General features: G+C 70.6%; 9 protein-coding genes. All 9 read left to right on the top strand.

Annotation, left to right across the window (positions count from 1 at the left end):
• The first annotated feature begins 59 nt into the window (after positions 1–59).
• The 9 genes from J7520_RS06670 to J7520_RS06710 all read left to right on the top strand — a co-directional run bounded on the left by J7520_RS06670 (position 60) and on the right by J7520_RS06710 (position 16520).
• A complete protein-coding gene (locus J7520_RS06670) occupies positions 60–2354 on the top strand; it encodes a DNA internalization-related competence protein ComEC/Rec2 (protein ID WP_345776901.1) in 2295 nt (764 codons plus the stop codon).
• Positions 2355–2433: 79 nt separating this feature from the next.
• Positions 2434–3090 carry a MotA/TolQ/ExbB proton channel family protein gene (locus J7520_RS06675; protein ID WP_291185688.1) on the top strand — a complete coding sequence of 219 codons (657 nt, stop codon included), beginning with the start codon at positions 2434–2436 and terminating at the stop codon, positions 3088–3090.
• Positions 3091–3093: 3 nt separating this feature from the next.
• Positions 3094–3525 carry a biopolymer transporter ExbD gene (locus J7520_RS06680; protein WP_291185691.1) on the top strand — a complete coding sequence of 144 codons (432 nt, stop codon included), beginning with the start codon at positions 3094–3096 and terminating at the stop codon, positions 3523–3525.
• Complete coding sequence (gene msbA, locus J7520_RS06685) at positions 3522–5285, top strand: lipid A export permease/ATP-binding protein MsbA (protein ID WP_291185694.1); 1764 nt, start codon at positions 3522–3524, stop codon at positions 5283–5285. The genes J7520_RS06680 and msbA overlap by 4 nt, the downstream gene beginning before the upstream one ends.
• Positions 5286–5353: 68 nt before the next feature.
• Positions 5354–6343, top strand: coding sequence for a tetraacyldisaccharide 4'-kinase (gene lpxK / locus J7520_RS06690; RefSeq protein ID WP_291185695.1), 990 nt, complete (start codon positions 5354–5356; stop codon positions 6341–6343).
• Positions 6344–6698: 355 nt separating this feature from the next.
• Entirely contained in the window at positions 6699–9416 is a 2718-nt protein-coding gene (gene mgtA, locus J7520_RS06695) for a magnesium-translocating P-type ATPase (RefSeq protein ID WP_291185697.1), read from the top strand.
• 433 nt (positions 9417–9849) lie between these two features.
• Positions 9850–14481 carry a DEAD/DEAH box helicase gene (locus J7520_RS06700; RefSeq protein ID WP_291185699.1) on the top strand — a complete coding sequence of 1544 codons (4632 nt, stop codon included), beginning with the start codon at positions 9850–9852 and terminating at the stop codon, positions 14479–14481.
• Positions 14482–14614: 133 nt separating this feature from the next.
• Positions 14615–15721 (top strand): histidine kinase, encoded by a 1107-nt coding sequence (locus J7520_RS06705; protein ID WP_291185702.1) that lies wholly within the window; start codon positions 14615–14617, stop codon positions 15719–15721.
• Between the two features lies 1 nt (position 15722).
• The gene (locus J7520_RS06710; RefSeq protein ID WP_291185704.1) at positions 15723–16520 is read left to right on the top strand and encodes a LytTR family DNA-binding domain-containing protein; all 798 of its coding nucleotides are present in this window, start codon (positions 15723–15725) and stop codon (positions 16518–16520) included.
• The last annotated feature ends 133 nt before the right edge of the window (positions 16521–16653 follow it).

Below are 16653 nucleotides of genomic sequence, written 5' to 3' on the forward strand. Positions count from 1 at the left end.
TCGCCGGAGGGCGAATGGGCAGGGAGCCGACATGCACCCGCAGCAGGCCATTGCTCGGTGTGGCGAGCGCCGTCGCCGTGCTGCTCGGCGCGCTCGCGGTACATGCCTTGCCCGCCTTGCCGCCGCGCTGGCTCGATCTGCTTCTGGCCGCATTCGGTTTCGGCATGGCGTGGCATCCGCGGCTGCGCCTCGCCGGTGGTGTGCTGCTCGGCTTCGCCTGGTGCGCGCTGCGCGCCGACATCGCTCTCGACGCGCGCCTGCCGCGCGAACTGGAAGGTCGCGACTTCAGTGTGGTCGGCGTCGTCGACGATCTGCCGAAGCGACGCGTCGACGCCACCAGCTTCCTGCTGCGTGTCGAGCATGCGCAGCTCGACGGCCGCGACATCGCATTGCCGGGCGTGCTGCGACTGTCCTGGTACGACGAAGTCCCCGACCACCTGGACGCTTGCAGCCGCTGGCACCTGCAATTGCGCCTGAAGCGGCCGCGCGGCCTGGTCAACCGCGGCGGTTTCGACGCCGAGCGGCAGGCGCTGGAGCGCGGCGTCGTCGCAGTCGGCTACGTACGACGGGCCGAATCGAACCGGCGCCTCGGCGAACAGGGCTGGTGCGTGAACGGGTTGCGCGAGCGGCTCGCGCAGGACATCGCCGCGCGCGTCGCCGATGCGCACGACGCCGCCTTGCTGCGCGCGTTCGCGATCGGCGACACGCGCGGGCTCGACCAGGACGACTGGGAGGTCGCGCGCGCCAACGGCGTGCCGCATCTGATCGCGATCTCCGGCTTCCACGTCGGCATCGCGGCCGGCTTCGGCGCCTTGCTGGTGAAGCTGCTGTGGTGGCTGTGGCCGCGGCTCGGGCTGCGCATCGCGTTCCCGGTGGCGCAGGCGCCGGCCGCGCTGATCGTCGCGGTGCTGTACGGCATGCTCGCCGGCGGCAGTCTGCCGACCCTGCGCACGCTGATGATGATCGCGGTGGTCGCGCTCACGCACTGCGGTCGGCGCAGCGCGAGCGGCGCGCATTCGCTCGCGCTGGCCCTGCTCGCGATCCTCGCGTTCGATCCGCTGTCCACGGTGTCGGCCGGTTTCTGGCTGTCCTTCGTCGGCGTCGCCTTCCTGCTGGCGTGCCTGCAGCGCGGTCGCGGTGCGCTCGGCTGGCTGCGCGAGCTCACGCTCGGGCAGTTGCTGATGACGATCTCGCTGCTGCCGCTGACGGTCTGGTTCTTCGGCGAGGCGTCCCTGGTCGGTGCGCTGTCCAACCTGATCGCGGTGCCGCTGATCACCTTCGTGATCGTGCCGCTGTGCCTGGCCGGCGTGCTCGCCTTGCTGGTCGCACCGGCGCTGGCGACGCTCGTGCTGGTACCGGCGGGCTGGGTCGCGCACGGGCAATGGTGGCTGCTCGAACGGATGGCGAGCTGGCCCGGCGCGCACTGGTACCTGTCCGAAGTGGCGCCGTGGGCGCTGCTGCTGGCGATGCTCGGCGCGGTCTGGATGTTCCTGCCGCGCGGCGTGCCGGCGCGCGGGCTGGGTGCGTTGCTGTTCCTGCCGTTGCTGCTGCCCGATCGTCCGCCGCCGCCGGAAGGCGCGTTCGTCGCCAGCGTGATCGACGTGGGGCAGGGGCTGTCGGTGCTGGTGCGCACGCGGTCGCATGCGCTGCTCTACGATGCCGGCGCGCGCTACCGCTCCGAGTTCGATCTCGGCGAAGCGGCGGTCCTGCCGACCCTGCACGCACTCGGCGTGGATGCGCTCGACGCGCTCGTCGTCAGCCACGGCGACAACGACCACGCCGGCGGCGCGCTCGCGGTGGCGCGGGCGTATCCGCAAGCGCAGCGCTACGCCGGCGAGCCGGCGCGCACGGAGATTTCCGCCGCGCAGTGTCGCGAAGGCCAGCGCTGGCACTGGGACGGTGTGGACTTCCGCGTGCTCGGTCCGCGCGCGCAGGCGCTCGGCGGCGCGCGCCTCTCGGCCGGCAACGATCGTTCCTGTGTGCTGCTGGTGGAGACGCCGGCGGGGCGCCTGCTGCTCAGCGGCGACGTCAGCGCGCGCATCGAGCCGGCGATCGCGGAGGCAGTCGGCGTCGGCGCGCCGCTGGTGCTGCTGGTGCCACATCACGGCAGCCGCACCTCGTCGAGCGCCGCCTTCATCGCCGCGTTGCGGCCCCGGCTGGCCGTCGTCTCGGCCGGCTGGCGCAACCGCTTCGGCCATCCGCATCCGACGGTGGTGCGGCGCTACGCCGACGCCGGCGTGGCGCTGGAGGGCACCGCCGAGGCCGGCGCGCTGGAGATCGAGTTCGCGCGCGCCGGCCCGCCGCGGCTGGTGTCGCGCGAGCGCGAACGCCGCCGGCGCCATTGGCGCGAATAGCCGCGACTGCCGCACATCGCACAGTCTGCCGCGACGGCGCTGCTATCATGCGCGCCTGTCGCAATCGCGAGGAAAGGGTGTGCTGGAACTCCTGATGGCCGGCGGCTGGGCAATGCTGCCGATCCTGCTGTGCTCGGCGGTCGCGCTGGCGATCATTCTCGAACGCTTCTGGACGCTGCGCCGCAAGGCGGTGCTGCCGCCCGGGCTCGGCGCCGAAGTGCGCGAGTGGGCGCGCTCGCGCAAGCTCGATCCGCAGCACCTGGCCGCGCTGAGCCAGAACTCGCCGCTCGGCGAACTGCTCGCCGCCGCGCTCGGCGTGCGCAACCGCCCGCGCGAGATCATCAAGGAACGCATCGAGGACACCGGCCGCCACGTCGTGCACCGGCTCGAGCGCTTCCTGAGCACGCTCGGCACGATCGCGTTGATCGCGCCGCTGCTCGGCCTGCTCGGCACCGTGTTCGGCCTGATCCGCATGTTCCTCGCGGTGATGGTCAGCGGCGTCGGCGATCCGCTGAAGATGGCCGGCGGCATCGGCGAGGCGCTGGTGTGTACCGCAGCCGGCCTGTGCGTGGCGATCCCGGCCTACGTGTTCCATCGCTATTTCCGCAGCCGCGTGTCGGATCTGGTGGTGCAGATGGAGCGCGAGGTGTTCCTGCTCACCGACGAGCTGACCGCGAGTCCCGATCTCGCCGCCGCGGCCGCCGCGCCCGCGCGCGTCGCGCTGGCGGCCGGCTGAGCCATGCGCATCTCGTCGGCGCGGCGCGAGGACGATTTCGAGATCAACGTGATCTCGCTGATCGACGTGCTGCTGACCCTGCTGATGTTCTTCGTGCTGACCACCACCTTCGTGCAGAACGCGCGCATGCAGGTGACGTTGCCGCAGGCCGAATCGGCCGAGCAGAGCGAACAGCCCGACGCGCTGGTCGTGCTGATCGACCGTGACGGGCGCTACTTCGTCGACAACGAGGAGGTGCTGCGGCCCGGCCTCGACTCGCTGAAGGAAGTCGTCGCGCGCGTCGGCGGCGACAACCGCGCGCGGCCGGTGATGCTGCGCGCGGACGCGCTGACGCCGCACCAGGCGGTGGTCACCGCGATGGACGCACTCGGCGAACTCGGCTTCACGCGCCTGTCGATCGCCACCACGCCGACCCAGGCCGCGGGCAAGCAGTGAGCGTCGAACTGAAGTCGGCCCGCTCCGGCTGGGCGATCTACCTGCGCCTGCTCGGCTACGCGCGGCGCTACTGGCCGATCGCGATCGTCGCCGTGCTCGGCATGGTCATCGACGCCGCCGGCCTCGGCCTGTTCGCCGGCACGATCAAGCCGATGCTGGACAACCTGTTCCTGTCGCGCGATCCGTTCTGGATCTTCTGGATGCCGATCTTCATCGTCGCGATCTTCCTGGTGCGCAGCCTGGGCATGTACGCGACCGACTACGGCACCGCCTACATCGGCCGCGGCGTCGTGCAGCAGCTGCGCCAGCAGGTGTTCGATCATTACCTGCGCCTGCCGGCGTCGTACTTCGACCGCGAATCCTCCGGCCATCAGATCGCGCGCATTACCTACACCTCCGAGCAGGTCGCGCAGGCCTCCACCGACGCGGTCAAGGTCGCCGTGGTCGACGGCCTCAGCGTGGTGTTCTACGTCGCCGTGATGCTGCACAACAGCGTGCAGCTGACGCTCGGCCTGCTGGTGATGGTGCCGCTGGTCGGCCTGCTGGTGATGTACGTCGGCCGTCGCTACCGGCGCATCAGCACGCGCATCCAGGGTTCGATGGGCACCGCCACCGGCGTGATCGAGGAAGCGGTCGGCGCGAATCGCGAAGTGAAGGTGTTCGGCGGCCAGCGCTACGAGTCCGAGCGCTTCAACAAGATCTCCGAGCAGACGCGCCGGCTCTCGCTGAAGGTCGCCGCGACCAATGGCCTGGCGAGTTCGTTCGTGCAGCTGATCGCGGCGATCTCGCTGGCCCTGATCATCGTCCTGGCGACGCGCCCGAGCATGCTCGATACGCTCACGCCAGGCACGTTCACCGCGGTGATCCTCGCCATGGGCGGCATCCTGCCGGCGCTGAAGCGCCTGACCACGGTGCAGGCGAGCCTGCAGCGCGGCATCGCCGCGGCCGACGAGATCTTCGCCCTGATCGACACGCCGGGCGAGCGCGACGAAGGCCGCGTCGAACTGGCCGCGTTCGAGCGCGAACTGGAATTCCGCGACGTGCAGCTGACCTACACCGGCGCGGCCAAGCCGGCCCTGCGCGGCGTGAGCCTGGTCTGCCCGCACGGCAGCGTGACCGCGCTGGTCGGCCGCTCCGGCAGCGGCAAGTCGTCGCTGGCGAGCCTGATCCCGCGCTTCTACGAAGCCAGCGGCGGCAGCGTGCGCATCGACGGCCGCGCGCTCGACGAATACACGCTGGCCAGCCTGCGCCGGCAGATCGCCTGGGTCGGCCAGAGCGTGACGCTGTTCGACGACACCGTCGCGCGCAACATCGCCTACGGCGCGCTGGCCGACGCGTCGGAGGCCGACATCGCCGCCGCCGCCGAAGCGGCGAACGCGATGGAATTCATCCGCCAGCTGCCGGACGGCATCCACAGCTGCGTCGGCGAGGGCGGTTCGCTGCTTTCCGGCGGCCAGCGCCAGCGCATCGCGATCGCGCGCGCGCTGTTGAAGAACGCGCCGATCCTGATCCTCGACGAAGCCACCAGCGCGCTCGACAGCCAGTCCGAGCGGCTGATCCAGGACGCGCTGAAGCGCCTCATCCATAACCGCACGGTGATCGTCATCGCGCATCGCCTGTCGACCGTCGAGCACGCCGACCAGATCGTCGTGCTCGACCACGGCGCGATCGTCGAGCAGGGCACGCACGCCGCTCTGCTCGCGCGCGGCGGCCACTACGCCGCCCTGCATCGCATGCAGTTCCGCGACGAGGTGGGCTGAGCCGCGCGCCCGGCACCCGGACGAAGCGGACTTGCGGTAGGTCGCGAGTTCTGTTCAGACTCGCCCGCATGGCTCTCGGCGCTCGCATCGAACGCATCTGGTACGGCGGCGCGCCGCCGTCGTGGTGGCTGCGCGCGCTGGTGCCGGTGTATCGCGGGTTGCGCTGGCTGCATCTCGCGCCGTATCGGTTCGGCTGGCGCAAGGCGCGCCGGCTGGCGGTGCCTTTGGTCGTGGTCGGCAACCTGACCGCGGGCGGCAGCGGCAAGACGCCGCTGGTGGTGGCGCTGGTCGACGCGCTGCGCGCGCGCGGCCTGCGCCCCGGCGTGGTCAGCCGCGGCTACGGCGGGCGCGAGGCCGGTCCGCTGCTGGTCGACGACTTGTCCAAGCCGGCCGACGTCGGCGACGAACCCTGCCTGATCCGCCGCCGCAGCGGCGTCGCCGTCGCGGTCGGGCGCGATCGCGCGCGCGCCGCGCAATTGCTGCTCGAGCGCGGCGTCGACGTGGTGATCGCCGACGACGGCTTGCAGAACCCCGCGCTCGCGCGCGAGGTCGAGATCTGCGTCGTCGACGGCCAGCGCCGCTTCGGCAACGGCCGTCTGCTGCCGGCGGGGCCGCTGCGCGAGCCGGTCGAGCGGCTGGCGACGATCCCGTTCCGCGTCTGCAATGGCGCCGCCGCACAGGCCGGCGAGATCGCCATGCGCCTGGTCGGCGACATGGCGGTCGCGCTCGACGCGAACGGCGGCGCGCGACCGCTGGAATCGTTCGCCGGCCAGCGCGTGCACGCGGTCGCCGCGATCGGCAATCCCGCGCGCTTCTTCGACGGCCTGCGCGCGCATGGCATCGACGTGATTCCGCACGCGTTCGCCGACCATCACGCCTTCGTCGCCGCCGAACTCGCCTTCGGCGACCAGCTGCCGGTGCTGATGACCGAGAAGGACGCGGTCAAGTGCCTGGCCTTCGCCACGCCGCTGCTCTGGTGCGTGCCCGTGCGCGCCGAGCTGCCCGGGGCGTTCTTCGACGCGGTAGCCGAACGTCTGCGCGCTCGCGCGGCGAACTGAAACGCGCGGCCAGGAGCAATGGATCGGGCGCGCGCACGGGAATTGCCGTGCGGCGAACCCGCTCATTTCGACGGAGGCCGACGAGAAGGAAGTCTCGCGGAGACGCAGAGAACGCGGAGAAGAGCTCGAATGGCTTTCCTCTGCGTTCTCTGCGTCTCTGCGAGGAACGCTTTTTTGAAGGGTTCGAATCAGCGTAGCGATCGAGGGGATTGCAGGAGCGCGGCGAGCCCGTTCATTTCGACGGACGCCGACGAGAAGGAAGTCTCGCGGAAACGCGGAGGAAAGCCATTCGGGTTCTTCTCCGCGACTGCGCGAGCGATGCTTTGAAAGGTTCGAGTCAGCATTGCCGTCGACAATGCGAGCGGCGTTCGCGGTCGTCGCGTCGCTGCTGCCGTTCGCCGGAGCGGTGTCGCGTTGGGGGCCGCCGATGCTCAAGCTCACCGCCTTCTCGGCCTGGCTGCCGGGGCTCGCGCGCGATGCGGGGCGGCGCGCCGAACGCACGCGCGCCGCGCATCCCTTGCTCGCCTACGCCGGCATCGTCGCCGGTGAGGCGCTGGCGCGGCTGGACAGCGGCAGCGACGGCCTCGACGCGGCGCAGATCGAGGAGCGCCTGACCCGCTACGGCGCGAACGTGGTCGCCGGCGAGAAGCGCCGCTCGCACGCGGCGGAGCTGCTGCGCCGGCTGTCCAATCCGCTGAACGTGCTGCTGATCGTGCTCGCGGTGGTGTCGTGGTTCGGCGACGACAAGATCGGCGCCGTGATCATGTTCGCGATGGTGGCGATCGCGGTGATCCTGTCGTGGGTGCAGGAGAGCCGTTCGGACCGCGCCGCCGAGGCGCTGCGCCGCATGGTCAGCAACACCGCGACGGTGCGCCGTCGCGACGAACACGGCGCCGCGCGCATCGAGGTGTCGATCGAATCGCTGGTTCCCGGTGACCTCGTGCAGCTCTCGGCCGGCGACATGGTGCCGGCCGACCTGCGCCTGATCGCGGCGAAGGACCTGTTCATCAATCAATCCGCGCTGACCGGCGAATCGCTGCCGGTGGAGAAGTTCGCCGCGATCGACGTCGAGGCGAACACGCCGCTGGAGGCGCGCAACCTCTGCTTCATGGGCTCGAACGTGATCAGCGGTTCGGCGCTCGGCGTGGTCGCGGCGACCGGCGGCGGTACGTACTTCGGCGCGCTGGCCGGCGCGCTGTCGGGCGAGCGCGCGCCGACCAGCTTCGACCTCGGCGTGCGCCGCTTCGCGCTGCTGATGCTGCGCTTCATCGCGGTGATGGTGCCGCTGGTGTTCCTGCTCAACGGCTTCCTCAAGGGCGAATGGCTCGACGCCTTCATGTTCGCCGTCGCGGTCGCGGTCGGCCTGACGCCGGAGATGCTGCCGATGATCGTCAGCGTGAACCTGGCCAAGGGCGCGATGGCGATGGCGAAGAAGCAGGTCATCGTCAAGCGCCTGCCGGCGATCCAGAACTTCGGCGCGATCGACGTGCTGTGCACGGACAAGACCGGCACCCTGACCCAGGACCGCGTGATCCTCGAGCGCCACGTCGGCGTCGACGGCGTGGAGGACGAGGAGGTGCTGCGCCTGGCCTGGCTCAACAGCCACTACCAGACGGGCCTGAAGAACCTGCTCGACGTCGCCGTGCTCGACGCGCTGCCGGCCGCGACCGCGACGCAGCTCAAGGCCGACTATCGCGTCGTCGACGAAGTGCCGTTCGACTTCGCGCGGCGGCGCATGTCGGTGGTCGTGCGCGCGCCGGATGGTGCGCACGTGCTGATCAGCAAGGGCGCCGTCGCCGAGACGCTGGCGATCTGCAGCGAGATCGCGCGCGGCGCGGCGGTCGAGACGCTGACGCCGGAAACCCTGGAAGCCGCTCGCTCGCTCGCGCGCGAACTGAACGCGGACGGTTTCCGCGTGATCGCGGTCGCGACGCGGCGCGCTTCGGCGGCGAACCGCGCCTGGTCGGTCGCCGACGAGGCCGGCATGACCCTGGTCGGCTTCATGGCCTTCCTCGACCCGCCGAAGGACGATGCCAGGGAGGCGATCGCCGCGCTGCGCGCGCACGGCGTGGACGTGAAGATCCTGACCGGCGACAACGACATCGTCACGCGCCACGTCTGCCGCCAGGTCGGCATCGACCACGAGCACGTGCTGCTCGGCCCGGAGATCGACGCGCTCGGCGACGAGGAACTGCGCGCAGCGGCGCGCACGACGCCGGTGTTCGCGCGCCTCAATCCGCAGCAGAAGGTGCGTGTGATCGAGGCACTCAAGCGCGACGGCCGCGCGGTCGGCTTCCTCGGCGACGGCATCAACGACGGCCCGGCGCTGCGCGCGGCCGACGTCGGCATCTCGGTCGACACCGCGGTCGACATCGCCAAGGAATCGGCCGACATCATCCTGCTGGAGAAGAGCCTGGCGGTGCTGGAGGAGGGCGTGCTGGAAGGCCGCAAGGTGTTCGGCAACATCCTGAAGTACATCCGCATGACCGCGAGCTCGAACTTCGGCAACGTGTTCAGCGTGGTCGGCGCCAGCGTGCTGCTGCCGTTCCTGCCGATGCAGCCGGTGCAGATCCTGGTCAACAACCTGCTCTACGACCTGTCGCAGGCGCCGGTCGCGACCGACGAGGTCGACGCCGAATTCCTGGCCAGGCCGCGCCCGTGGGACATGGCGGCGATCGCGCGCTTCGTGCTCTGTGTCGGACCGCTGAGCTCGATCTTCGACTACGCCACCTTCGCCCTCATGTGGTTCGTGTTCAAGGCGGCCGCGCAGCCGGCCTTGTTCCAGACCGGCTGGTTCGTCGAGTCGCTGCTGTCGCAGACGCTGGTCGTGCACGTGATCCGCACCAACCGCATTCCGTTCCTGCAGAGCCGCGCCAGCACACCGCTGATCCTGACCACGATCCTGATCTGCGTGATCGGCGCGGCGCTGCCGTACTCGCCGCTGGCGGCGCTGTTCGGCTTCGTGCCGCTGCCGCATGCGTACTGGCTGTTCCTGCCGCCGATCCTGCTCGCCTATCTGAGCCTGACCCAGGCGGCGAAAGGCTGGCTGGTGCGGCGCTTCGGCCTCACCTGATTCGCGATCGAAGATCCTTCGCACGTTCCGGCGCGGCGCCGCCGGAGTTTCGCGGCAGGCCCCGCTTCGGGGCCGGACGCGAAGCCGGTTCGTTCCGACGACGCGTGCCGCCTTCCGCATTCCATGGTTGCCTCCCGGATTGCCAGAGCGTGCGCGGCATTCGCGCTGACGCCTCCCCTAGAGCGCGGTGAGCCGCATGGCGCGCAGCCGCTGGCAAGCCCGCCGCTTTCCGACCGCGAACGCGCACTTGTCTGGCTGCGAATGCTCGGCGCGAGCCTGTCCGCCGTGTGGGCCGGTTCAGCCTGGCGCATTCGCGCCCGATGGCTGCCCTAACGAGGGGATAACGGCGCGGCAACGAGGATGAAAAAGCGGTCGATCGTCACTATTTGAAGGGTGTTTCAGGATTTGAGACGGACGCGCGCAAAATAGACTTATGGCACTCGACACTTTTCACCCCGCCGTCGCGAACTGGTTCCGCGGCGCCTTCGCGGCGCCGACGCCGGCCCAGCTCGAGGCCTGGCCGGCGATCGCGTCCGGCCGGCACACGCTGATCGCCGCGCCGACCGGTTCGGGCAAGACCCTGGCCGCGTTCCTCGCCGCGATCGACGATCTGGTGCGGCGCGGAGTCGAGGGCGAGCTGCCGGACGAGACCGCGGTCGTCTACGTCTCGCCGCTGAAGGCCTTGTCCAACGACGTGCGCGTCAACCTCGAAGCGCCGCTGGCCGGCATCCGCGACGAGCTGCTGCGCCTGTGGCTGCCCGACGTCGAGATCCGTACGACGGTGCGCACCGGCGACACGCCGCAGGCCGAGCGCGACCGCATGCGCAAGCGCCCGCCGCACATCGTCGTGACGACGCCGGAATCGCTGTACGTGCTGCTCGGTTCGGAATCCGGCCGGCGCATGCTGTCCACCACCCGCTCGGTCATCGTCGACGAAATCCACGCGCTGGCGCCGAACAAGCGCGGCGCGCACCTCGCGCTGTCGTTGGAGCGACTCGACGCGCTGTGCGAGCGCCGTCTCGTGCGCATCGGCTTGTCGGCGACGCAGAAGCCGATCGGCGAGGTCGCGCGATTCCTGGTCGGCGGCGCGGCGCCGCTCGCTTCCGGCGAATCGCTACCGACGACCGAAGGGCGGGCGTCGGCTTCGCGGGCCATGGACGCCGAAGAGCAGCCTGTCGTCGTGGAATCCTTCCCCGCCGAGCCGGGATCGACGGCTGTCCTCCAACGATCGGAGGTGGCAGGCGGGCGGGAAAGGGCGCTCGTCGCGGCGGCCGACGAGCCCGATTGCGTGATCGTCGACTCCGGCCACGTCCGCGCGCGCGACCTCGCGCTCGAACTGCCGGAGGCGCCGCTGGAAGCCGTGCTCTCCGGCGACCAGTGGGCGCAGGTCTACGCGCGCCTCGAACAGCTGATCGGTGAGCACCGCACTACGCTGATCTTCGTCAATACGCGGCGCATGGCCGAGCGCGCCGCGCGGCACCTGTCCGAACGCCTCGGCAAGGACAAGGTCACCGCGCATCACGGCAGCATGGCGAAGGAGCATCGCTTCGACGCCGAGCAGCGGCTCAAGCGCGGCGAACTCAGCGCGCTGGTCGCGACCGCCTCGCTCGAACTCGGCATCGACATCGGCGACGTCGACCTGGTCTGCCAGATCGGGTCGCCGCGCTCGATCGCGACCTTCCTGCAGCGCGTCGGCCGCGCCGGCCACCAGGTCGGCGGCGTGCCGAAGGGGCGGCTGTTCCCGCAGTCGCGCGACGAACTGGTCGAGTGCGCGGCCCTGCTCGACGCGGTGCGCCGCGGCGAACTGGACGCCCTGCACGTCGAACGCGCCGCGCTCGACGTGCTGGCGCAGCAGATCGTCGCCGAGGTCGCCTGCCGCGAATGGCGCGAGGACGAGCTGTTCGAGCGGATGCGCCACGCCTACCCGTACGCCGGAGTCACGCGCGAGGACTTCACCGCGGTCGTGCGCATGCTCGCCGACGGCTTCACCACGCGGCGCGGTCCGCGCGCCGCGTACCTGCATCGCGACGCCGTCAACGGCGTGCTGCGCGCCAGCCGCGGCGCGCGCCTGACCGCGATCACCTCGGGCGGCGCGATCCCGGACACGGCCGACTACGAAGTCGTGCTCGAACCGCAGGCGACGATGGTCGGCACGGTCAACGAGGACTTCGCGGTCGAGAGCATCGCCGGCGACATCTTCCAGCTCGGCAACCATTCCTATCGCATCCTGCGCGTCGAGCGCGGCCGCGTGCGCGTCGAGGACGCGCAGGGTGCGCCGCCGTCGATTCCGTTCTGGCTCGGCGAAGCGCCGGGGCGCACCGACGAGCTGTCGATCTCGGTGTCGCGATTGCGCACGGAAATCTCCGAGCGCCTGTTCTCCTCGCCGGTGCTGTCCGACGGTCTCGGCGCGCAGGCCTGGCTGGTCGACGAGGTCGGTCTCGGCGATGCCGCCGCGCGGCAGATCGTCGACTACCTCGGTTCCGCGCGGATCGCGCTCGGCGTGCTGCCGACGCGCGAGGAGCTGGCGATCGAGCGCTTCTTCGACGAGTCCGGCGGCTCGCAGCTGATCATCCATTCGCCCTACGGCAGCCGGCTCAACCGCGCCTGGGGGCTGGCCTTGCGCAAGCGCTTCTGCCGCAAGTTCAACTTCGAGCTGCAGGCGGCGGCGACCGAGGACGCGATCATCCTGTCGCTGTCGACCAGCCACAGCTTTCCGCTCGAGGACGTCGCGCGCTACCTGCATTCCGGCTCGGTGCGCGACGTGCTCGTGCAGGCCCTGCTCGACGCGCCGATGTTCGGCGTGCGCTGGCGCTGGAACGCGACCGCCGCGCTGGCGCTGCCGCGCTTCCAGGGCGGCAGCAAGGTGCCGCCGCAGTTGCAGCGCATGAAGGCCGAGGACCTGCTCGCGACGGTGTTCCCGGACCAGGTCGCGTGCCTGGAGAACATCGTCGGCGAGCGGCAGATCCCCGATCATCCGCTGGTCGCGCAGACGCTGTACGACTGCCTGCACGGCGCGATGGACATCGACGGCCTGGTCGCGCTGCTGCAGGGGCTGGAGCAGGGCAGGGTACGCATCGCCGCGCGTGACCTGACCTCGCCGTCGCCTCTCGCCGCCGAAGTGCTCGGCGCGCGGCCGTACGCGTTCCTCGACGACGCGCCACTGGAAGAGCGCCGCACGCAGGCGGTGGCGAGCCGGCGCTGGAGCGACATCGACAGCGCCGACGACCTCGGCCGTCTCGATCCCGACGCGATCGCCGCCGTGCGCGAGGAGGCCTGGCCGGAGGCGCGTTCGTCCGACGAGTTGCATGCGGCTTTGCTCGGCATCGGCTTCGTCACCGCGGCCGAGGCGCAGGCGAACTACGGCTGGGCGTCGTGGCTGGAACGGCTCGCCGCCGACCGCCGCGTGGCGCACATCGCGTTCGGGCCTTGCTCCGCGGCGGGGACGGAGGGCGTCGACTCGGCGGCGATGCCCGGAACGACGGGCATCTGGATTCCGGCCGAACGGCTGCCGCAGTTCGCGGCGCTCCTTCCCGCAGCACGAATCGATCCGATCGTCAGTGCGCCCGCCGAGTACGCCTGCGTCGCGTGGACGCGCGAAGACGCCCTCGTCGATGTGCTGCGCGGGCGATTGACGGCGCTCGGGCCGACGCGCGCGACGGAGATCGCCGCTGCGCTGGGCGTCGAACGTTCCGACGTCGATCTCGCGCTGCTCGCACTCGAAACCGACGGCTTCGTCATGCGCGGCCACTACACGCCGTCGTCTTCGCCGCAGTCGGGAGAGGGAGAGCGGACGCCGGCCTCCGAACCGGAATGGTGCGAGCGCCACCTGCTCGCGCGGATCCATCGCTACACCGTGCGCCGCCTGCGTCGGGAGATCGAACCGGTCGAGCCGCGCGATTTCGTGCGCTTCCTGTTCGAGTGGCAGCGCGTCGCGCCCGGTGCGCAGGTGCGCGGCCCGGATGCGCTGGCCGCGGTGCTGGCCCAGCTCGAGGGCTACGAAGCGCCGGCCTCGGCCTGGGAGAGCGAGATCCTGCCGGCCCGCGTCGCCGACTACGAGATCGCCTGGCTCGACGCGCTGTGCAGCGCCGGCCGGCTGGTCTGGACGCGCCTGCGCGGTCGCCGCGCCGGCGCCACCGATCGCGTCGCCGGTCCGGTGCGCGCGACGCCGATCGTGTTGCTGCAGCGACGCAATCTCGACACCTGGCTCGGTTTCGGCGGCCTCGCGCCGGGTGCGACGATCGCCCTGTCCTCGCGCGCGCAGATGGTCGCCGACCACCTGCAATCCCACGGCGCCTCGTTCTTCGACGAACTGCTGCACGGCACGCGTCTGCTGCACGTGCAGCTGGAGGAAGCGCTCGGCGAACTGGTCGCCTCCGGCCTCGTCAACGCGGACAGCTACAGCGGTCTGCGCGCACTGCTGCTGCCGTCCGCGAAGCGCGCGCCGACGCGTCGCCGCCACGGCCGGCGCACCGCGTTGTTCGGCATCGAGGACGCCGGCCGCTGGTCGCTGGTGCGCCGCGCGGCGGCGGAATCCGCATCGGGTACGCGGTCCGGCGCGGACTCCGAACGTGTCGAGCAGATAGCGCGCACGCTGCTGACGCGCTACGGCGTGGTCTGCTGGCGCATGCTCGCGCACGAGGCGGAATGGCTGCCGCCGTGGCGTGATCTGGTGCGCGTCTACCACCGCCTCGAAGCGCGCGGCGAGATCCGCGGCGGCCGTTTCGTCGCCGGCCTTTCCGGCGAGCAGTTCGCCTTGCCGGAGGCGATCGCCGCGCTGCGCAGCCTGCGCCAGCGCGCGCCGAACGAGACCTGGGTTTGCTTGTGCGGCGCCGATCCGTTGAACCTCGTCGGCAGCCTGCTCGCTGGCGACAAGGTGCCGCGCCTGACCGGCTCGCGCGTGCTCTACCGCGACGGCGTGCCGGTGGCCAAGCGCGTGGCCGGCGAGATCGTGCTGCTGGAGAGCGGCGACGCCGCGTTCGAGCAGACCGCGCGCATGCGCCTGCTGCGCGGCGTGGAACATGCCGAATCGGCGGTGGTGTTCGAGAGCGAAGACGAGGCGGACTGAGTCGCAGGGCGATCGCGCACGCGACGTCGCTCGACCCGGCGCCGACGCCGGCTGCCGCGCGGATCGGCATCGCCGAGCTTCAAACCGGACGCGAATCGGCTCATAGTGTGCGCCCCGTGAGAAGACCACCGCCGTGAACGCCATCGCCGTGTCGAACGCGCCGAAACCGGTTTCCGCCCGCTCGGAACTCTCGTTCTGGCCGCTGCAGATCGCCGGCTGGTTCGGCTACTTCGCGCTCAATTTCACCGCGGCGATGGGCGACGGCAAGCCGTTGCACTACGTGATCGCCTCCGCCTCGGTGGCGCTCTGCGGTTTCCTCATCACCAGCGTGCTGCGCCTGGGCTATCGGCATCTGTGGCATCTGTCCGTGCCGCGCATGGCGGCCGGCGCCGCGGGGATGCTCGTCGTCGCCACGCTGGTGCTGATGAAGATCTACGTGGACGTCGTATTCCGCTGGTGCGAGGACTGCGAGATCCACAGCCTGTTCGGCTACCTGTGGTACTTCGCCTCGATGTTCTACCTGCTGCTGTCGTGGAGCGGTCTCTACTTCGGCATCAAGTTCGCGCGCCAGTCGCAGCAGCAGAAGGAAGCCGCGCTGCGCGCGCAGACGATCGCCCACGCGGCGCAGCTGAAGATGCTGCGCTATCAGCTCAATCCGCATTTCCTGTTCAACACGCTGAACGCGATCTCGACCCTGGTGCTCGACGACAAGCGCGACACCGCCTACCGCATGGTCGGCAGCCTGTCGGCGTTCCTGCGCCATTCGCTCGATTCCGATCCCGAGCAGCGCGTGACCCTGGCGCAGGAAGTCGAGGCGCTGGAACTCTATCTCGGCATCGAGCAGCTGCGGTTCGGCGAACGCCTCAAGGTCGAGATGGACATCGATCCGGCGGTGCGCGACGCGCTGGTGCCGAGCCTGATCCTGCAGCCGCTGATCGAGAATGCGATCAAGTACGCCGTGTCCAAGCACGAGGAGGGCGCGCGCATCGAACTGGTCGCGCGCCGCGACGGCGGTGCGCCGGGCGAAGCCTGGCTCGACGTGCACCTGCGCGACGACGGCCCCGGCTACTGCGAAGCGGACGCCGCGCCGAACGGTCGCGCGCGCGTCGGCCTGACCAACACGCGCGAGCGCCTGCGCGTGCTCTACGGCGAGCGGCAGCGCTTCGAGATCGGCGCGTGCGTGCCGCACGGCGTCGACGTGCACATCCGCCTGCCGTTCGAGACCGCGGACGGACTCTGAGATGTCGACGATCCGCACGCTCATCGTCGACGACGAGCCGCTGGCGCGGCGCGGCCTGGAGCTGCGCCTGCGCCGGCACGCCGATGTCGAGATCGTCGGCGAGGCCGGCAACGGACGCGAGGCGTTCCACGCCATCTCCGCGCTGCGTCCGCAGCTGATGTTCCTCGACGTGCAGATGCCGGGCGTCGACGGCTTCGAGCTGCTGCGCGCGCTGCCGGCGACGCAGATCCCGTTGACCGTGTTCGTCACCGCCTACGACCAGTACGCGCTGGCGGCGTTCGCCGCGAGCGCGCTCGACTACCTGCTGAAGCCCGTCGACGACACGCGTCTGGACGAATCGGTCGAACGCGCGCGCGCGCGTCTCGTTTCGCGCAAGACCGAGGATCACTACGAACGCCTGCTCAAGCTGGTGGCGACCCTGCCCGATTCGGCGAAGACGCGGATCGACGCCTTCCTCGCCGACGAGGACGCCCGCGCCGGCACCAAGCTGACGATCAAGGACGGCCAGCGCGTGCTGCGCGTCGACGTGGAGTCGATCCGCTGGATCGACGCCGCCGGCGACTACATGTGCATCCACACCGCCGACGGCACGCACGTCCTGCGCGGCACGATGCAGCAGCTCGAGCGCCGCCTCGATCCGCGCCGTTTCGCGCGCGTGCACCGCTCCAGCATCGTCAATCTCGACCGCGTGAAGGAAATGCGGCCGCATCTGAACGGCGAGTACTTCCTGGTGCTCGATTCCGGGCACGAACTGAAGCTGTCGCGCAGCTATCGCGACAAGGTGAAGTTGCTCACCTGAGCGACGTCCGCCCGCCGTCGCACCGGCTGCGCGACGGCTCCAACGCTTCGTCGCGCGCCGACAACGCTTCGTCGCAGACTCTGCAAACTTCCCGTGCGCGGCGCCTTCCAATCGGTCGATGCGCAGCGGAGGG

The organism is Dokdonella sp., from assembly GCF_017744955.1.
In the GTDB taxonomy this organism is placed as follows: Bacteria; Pseudomonadota; Gammaproteobacteria; order Xanthomonadales; family Rhodanobacteraceae; genus Dokdonella_A.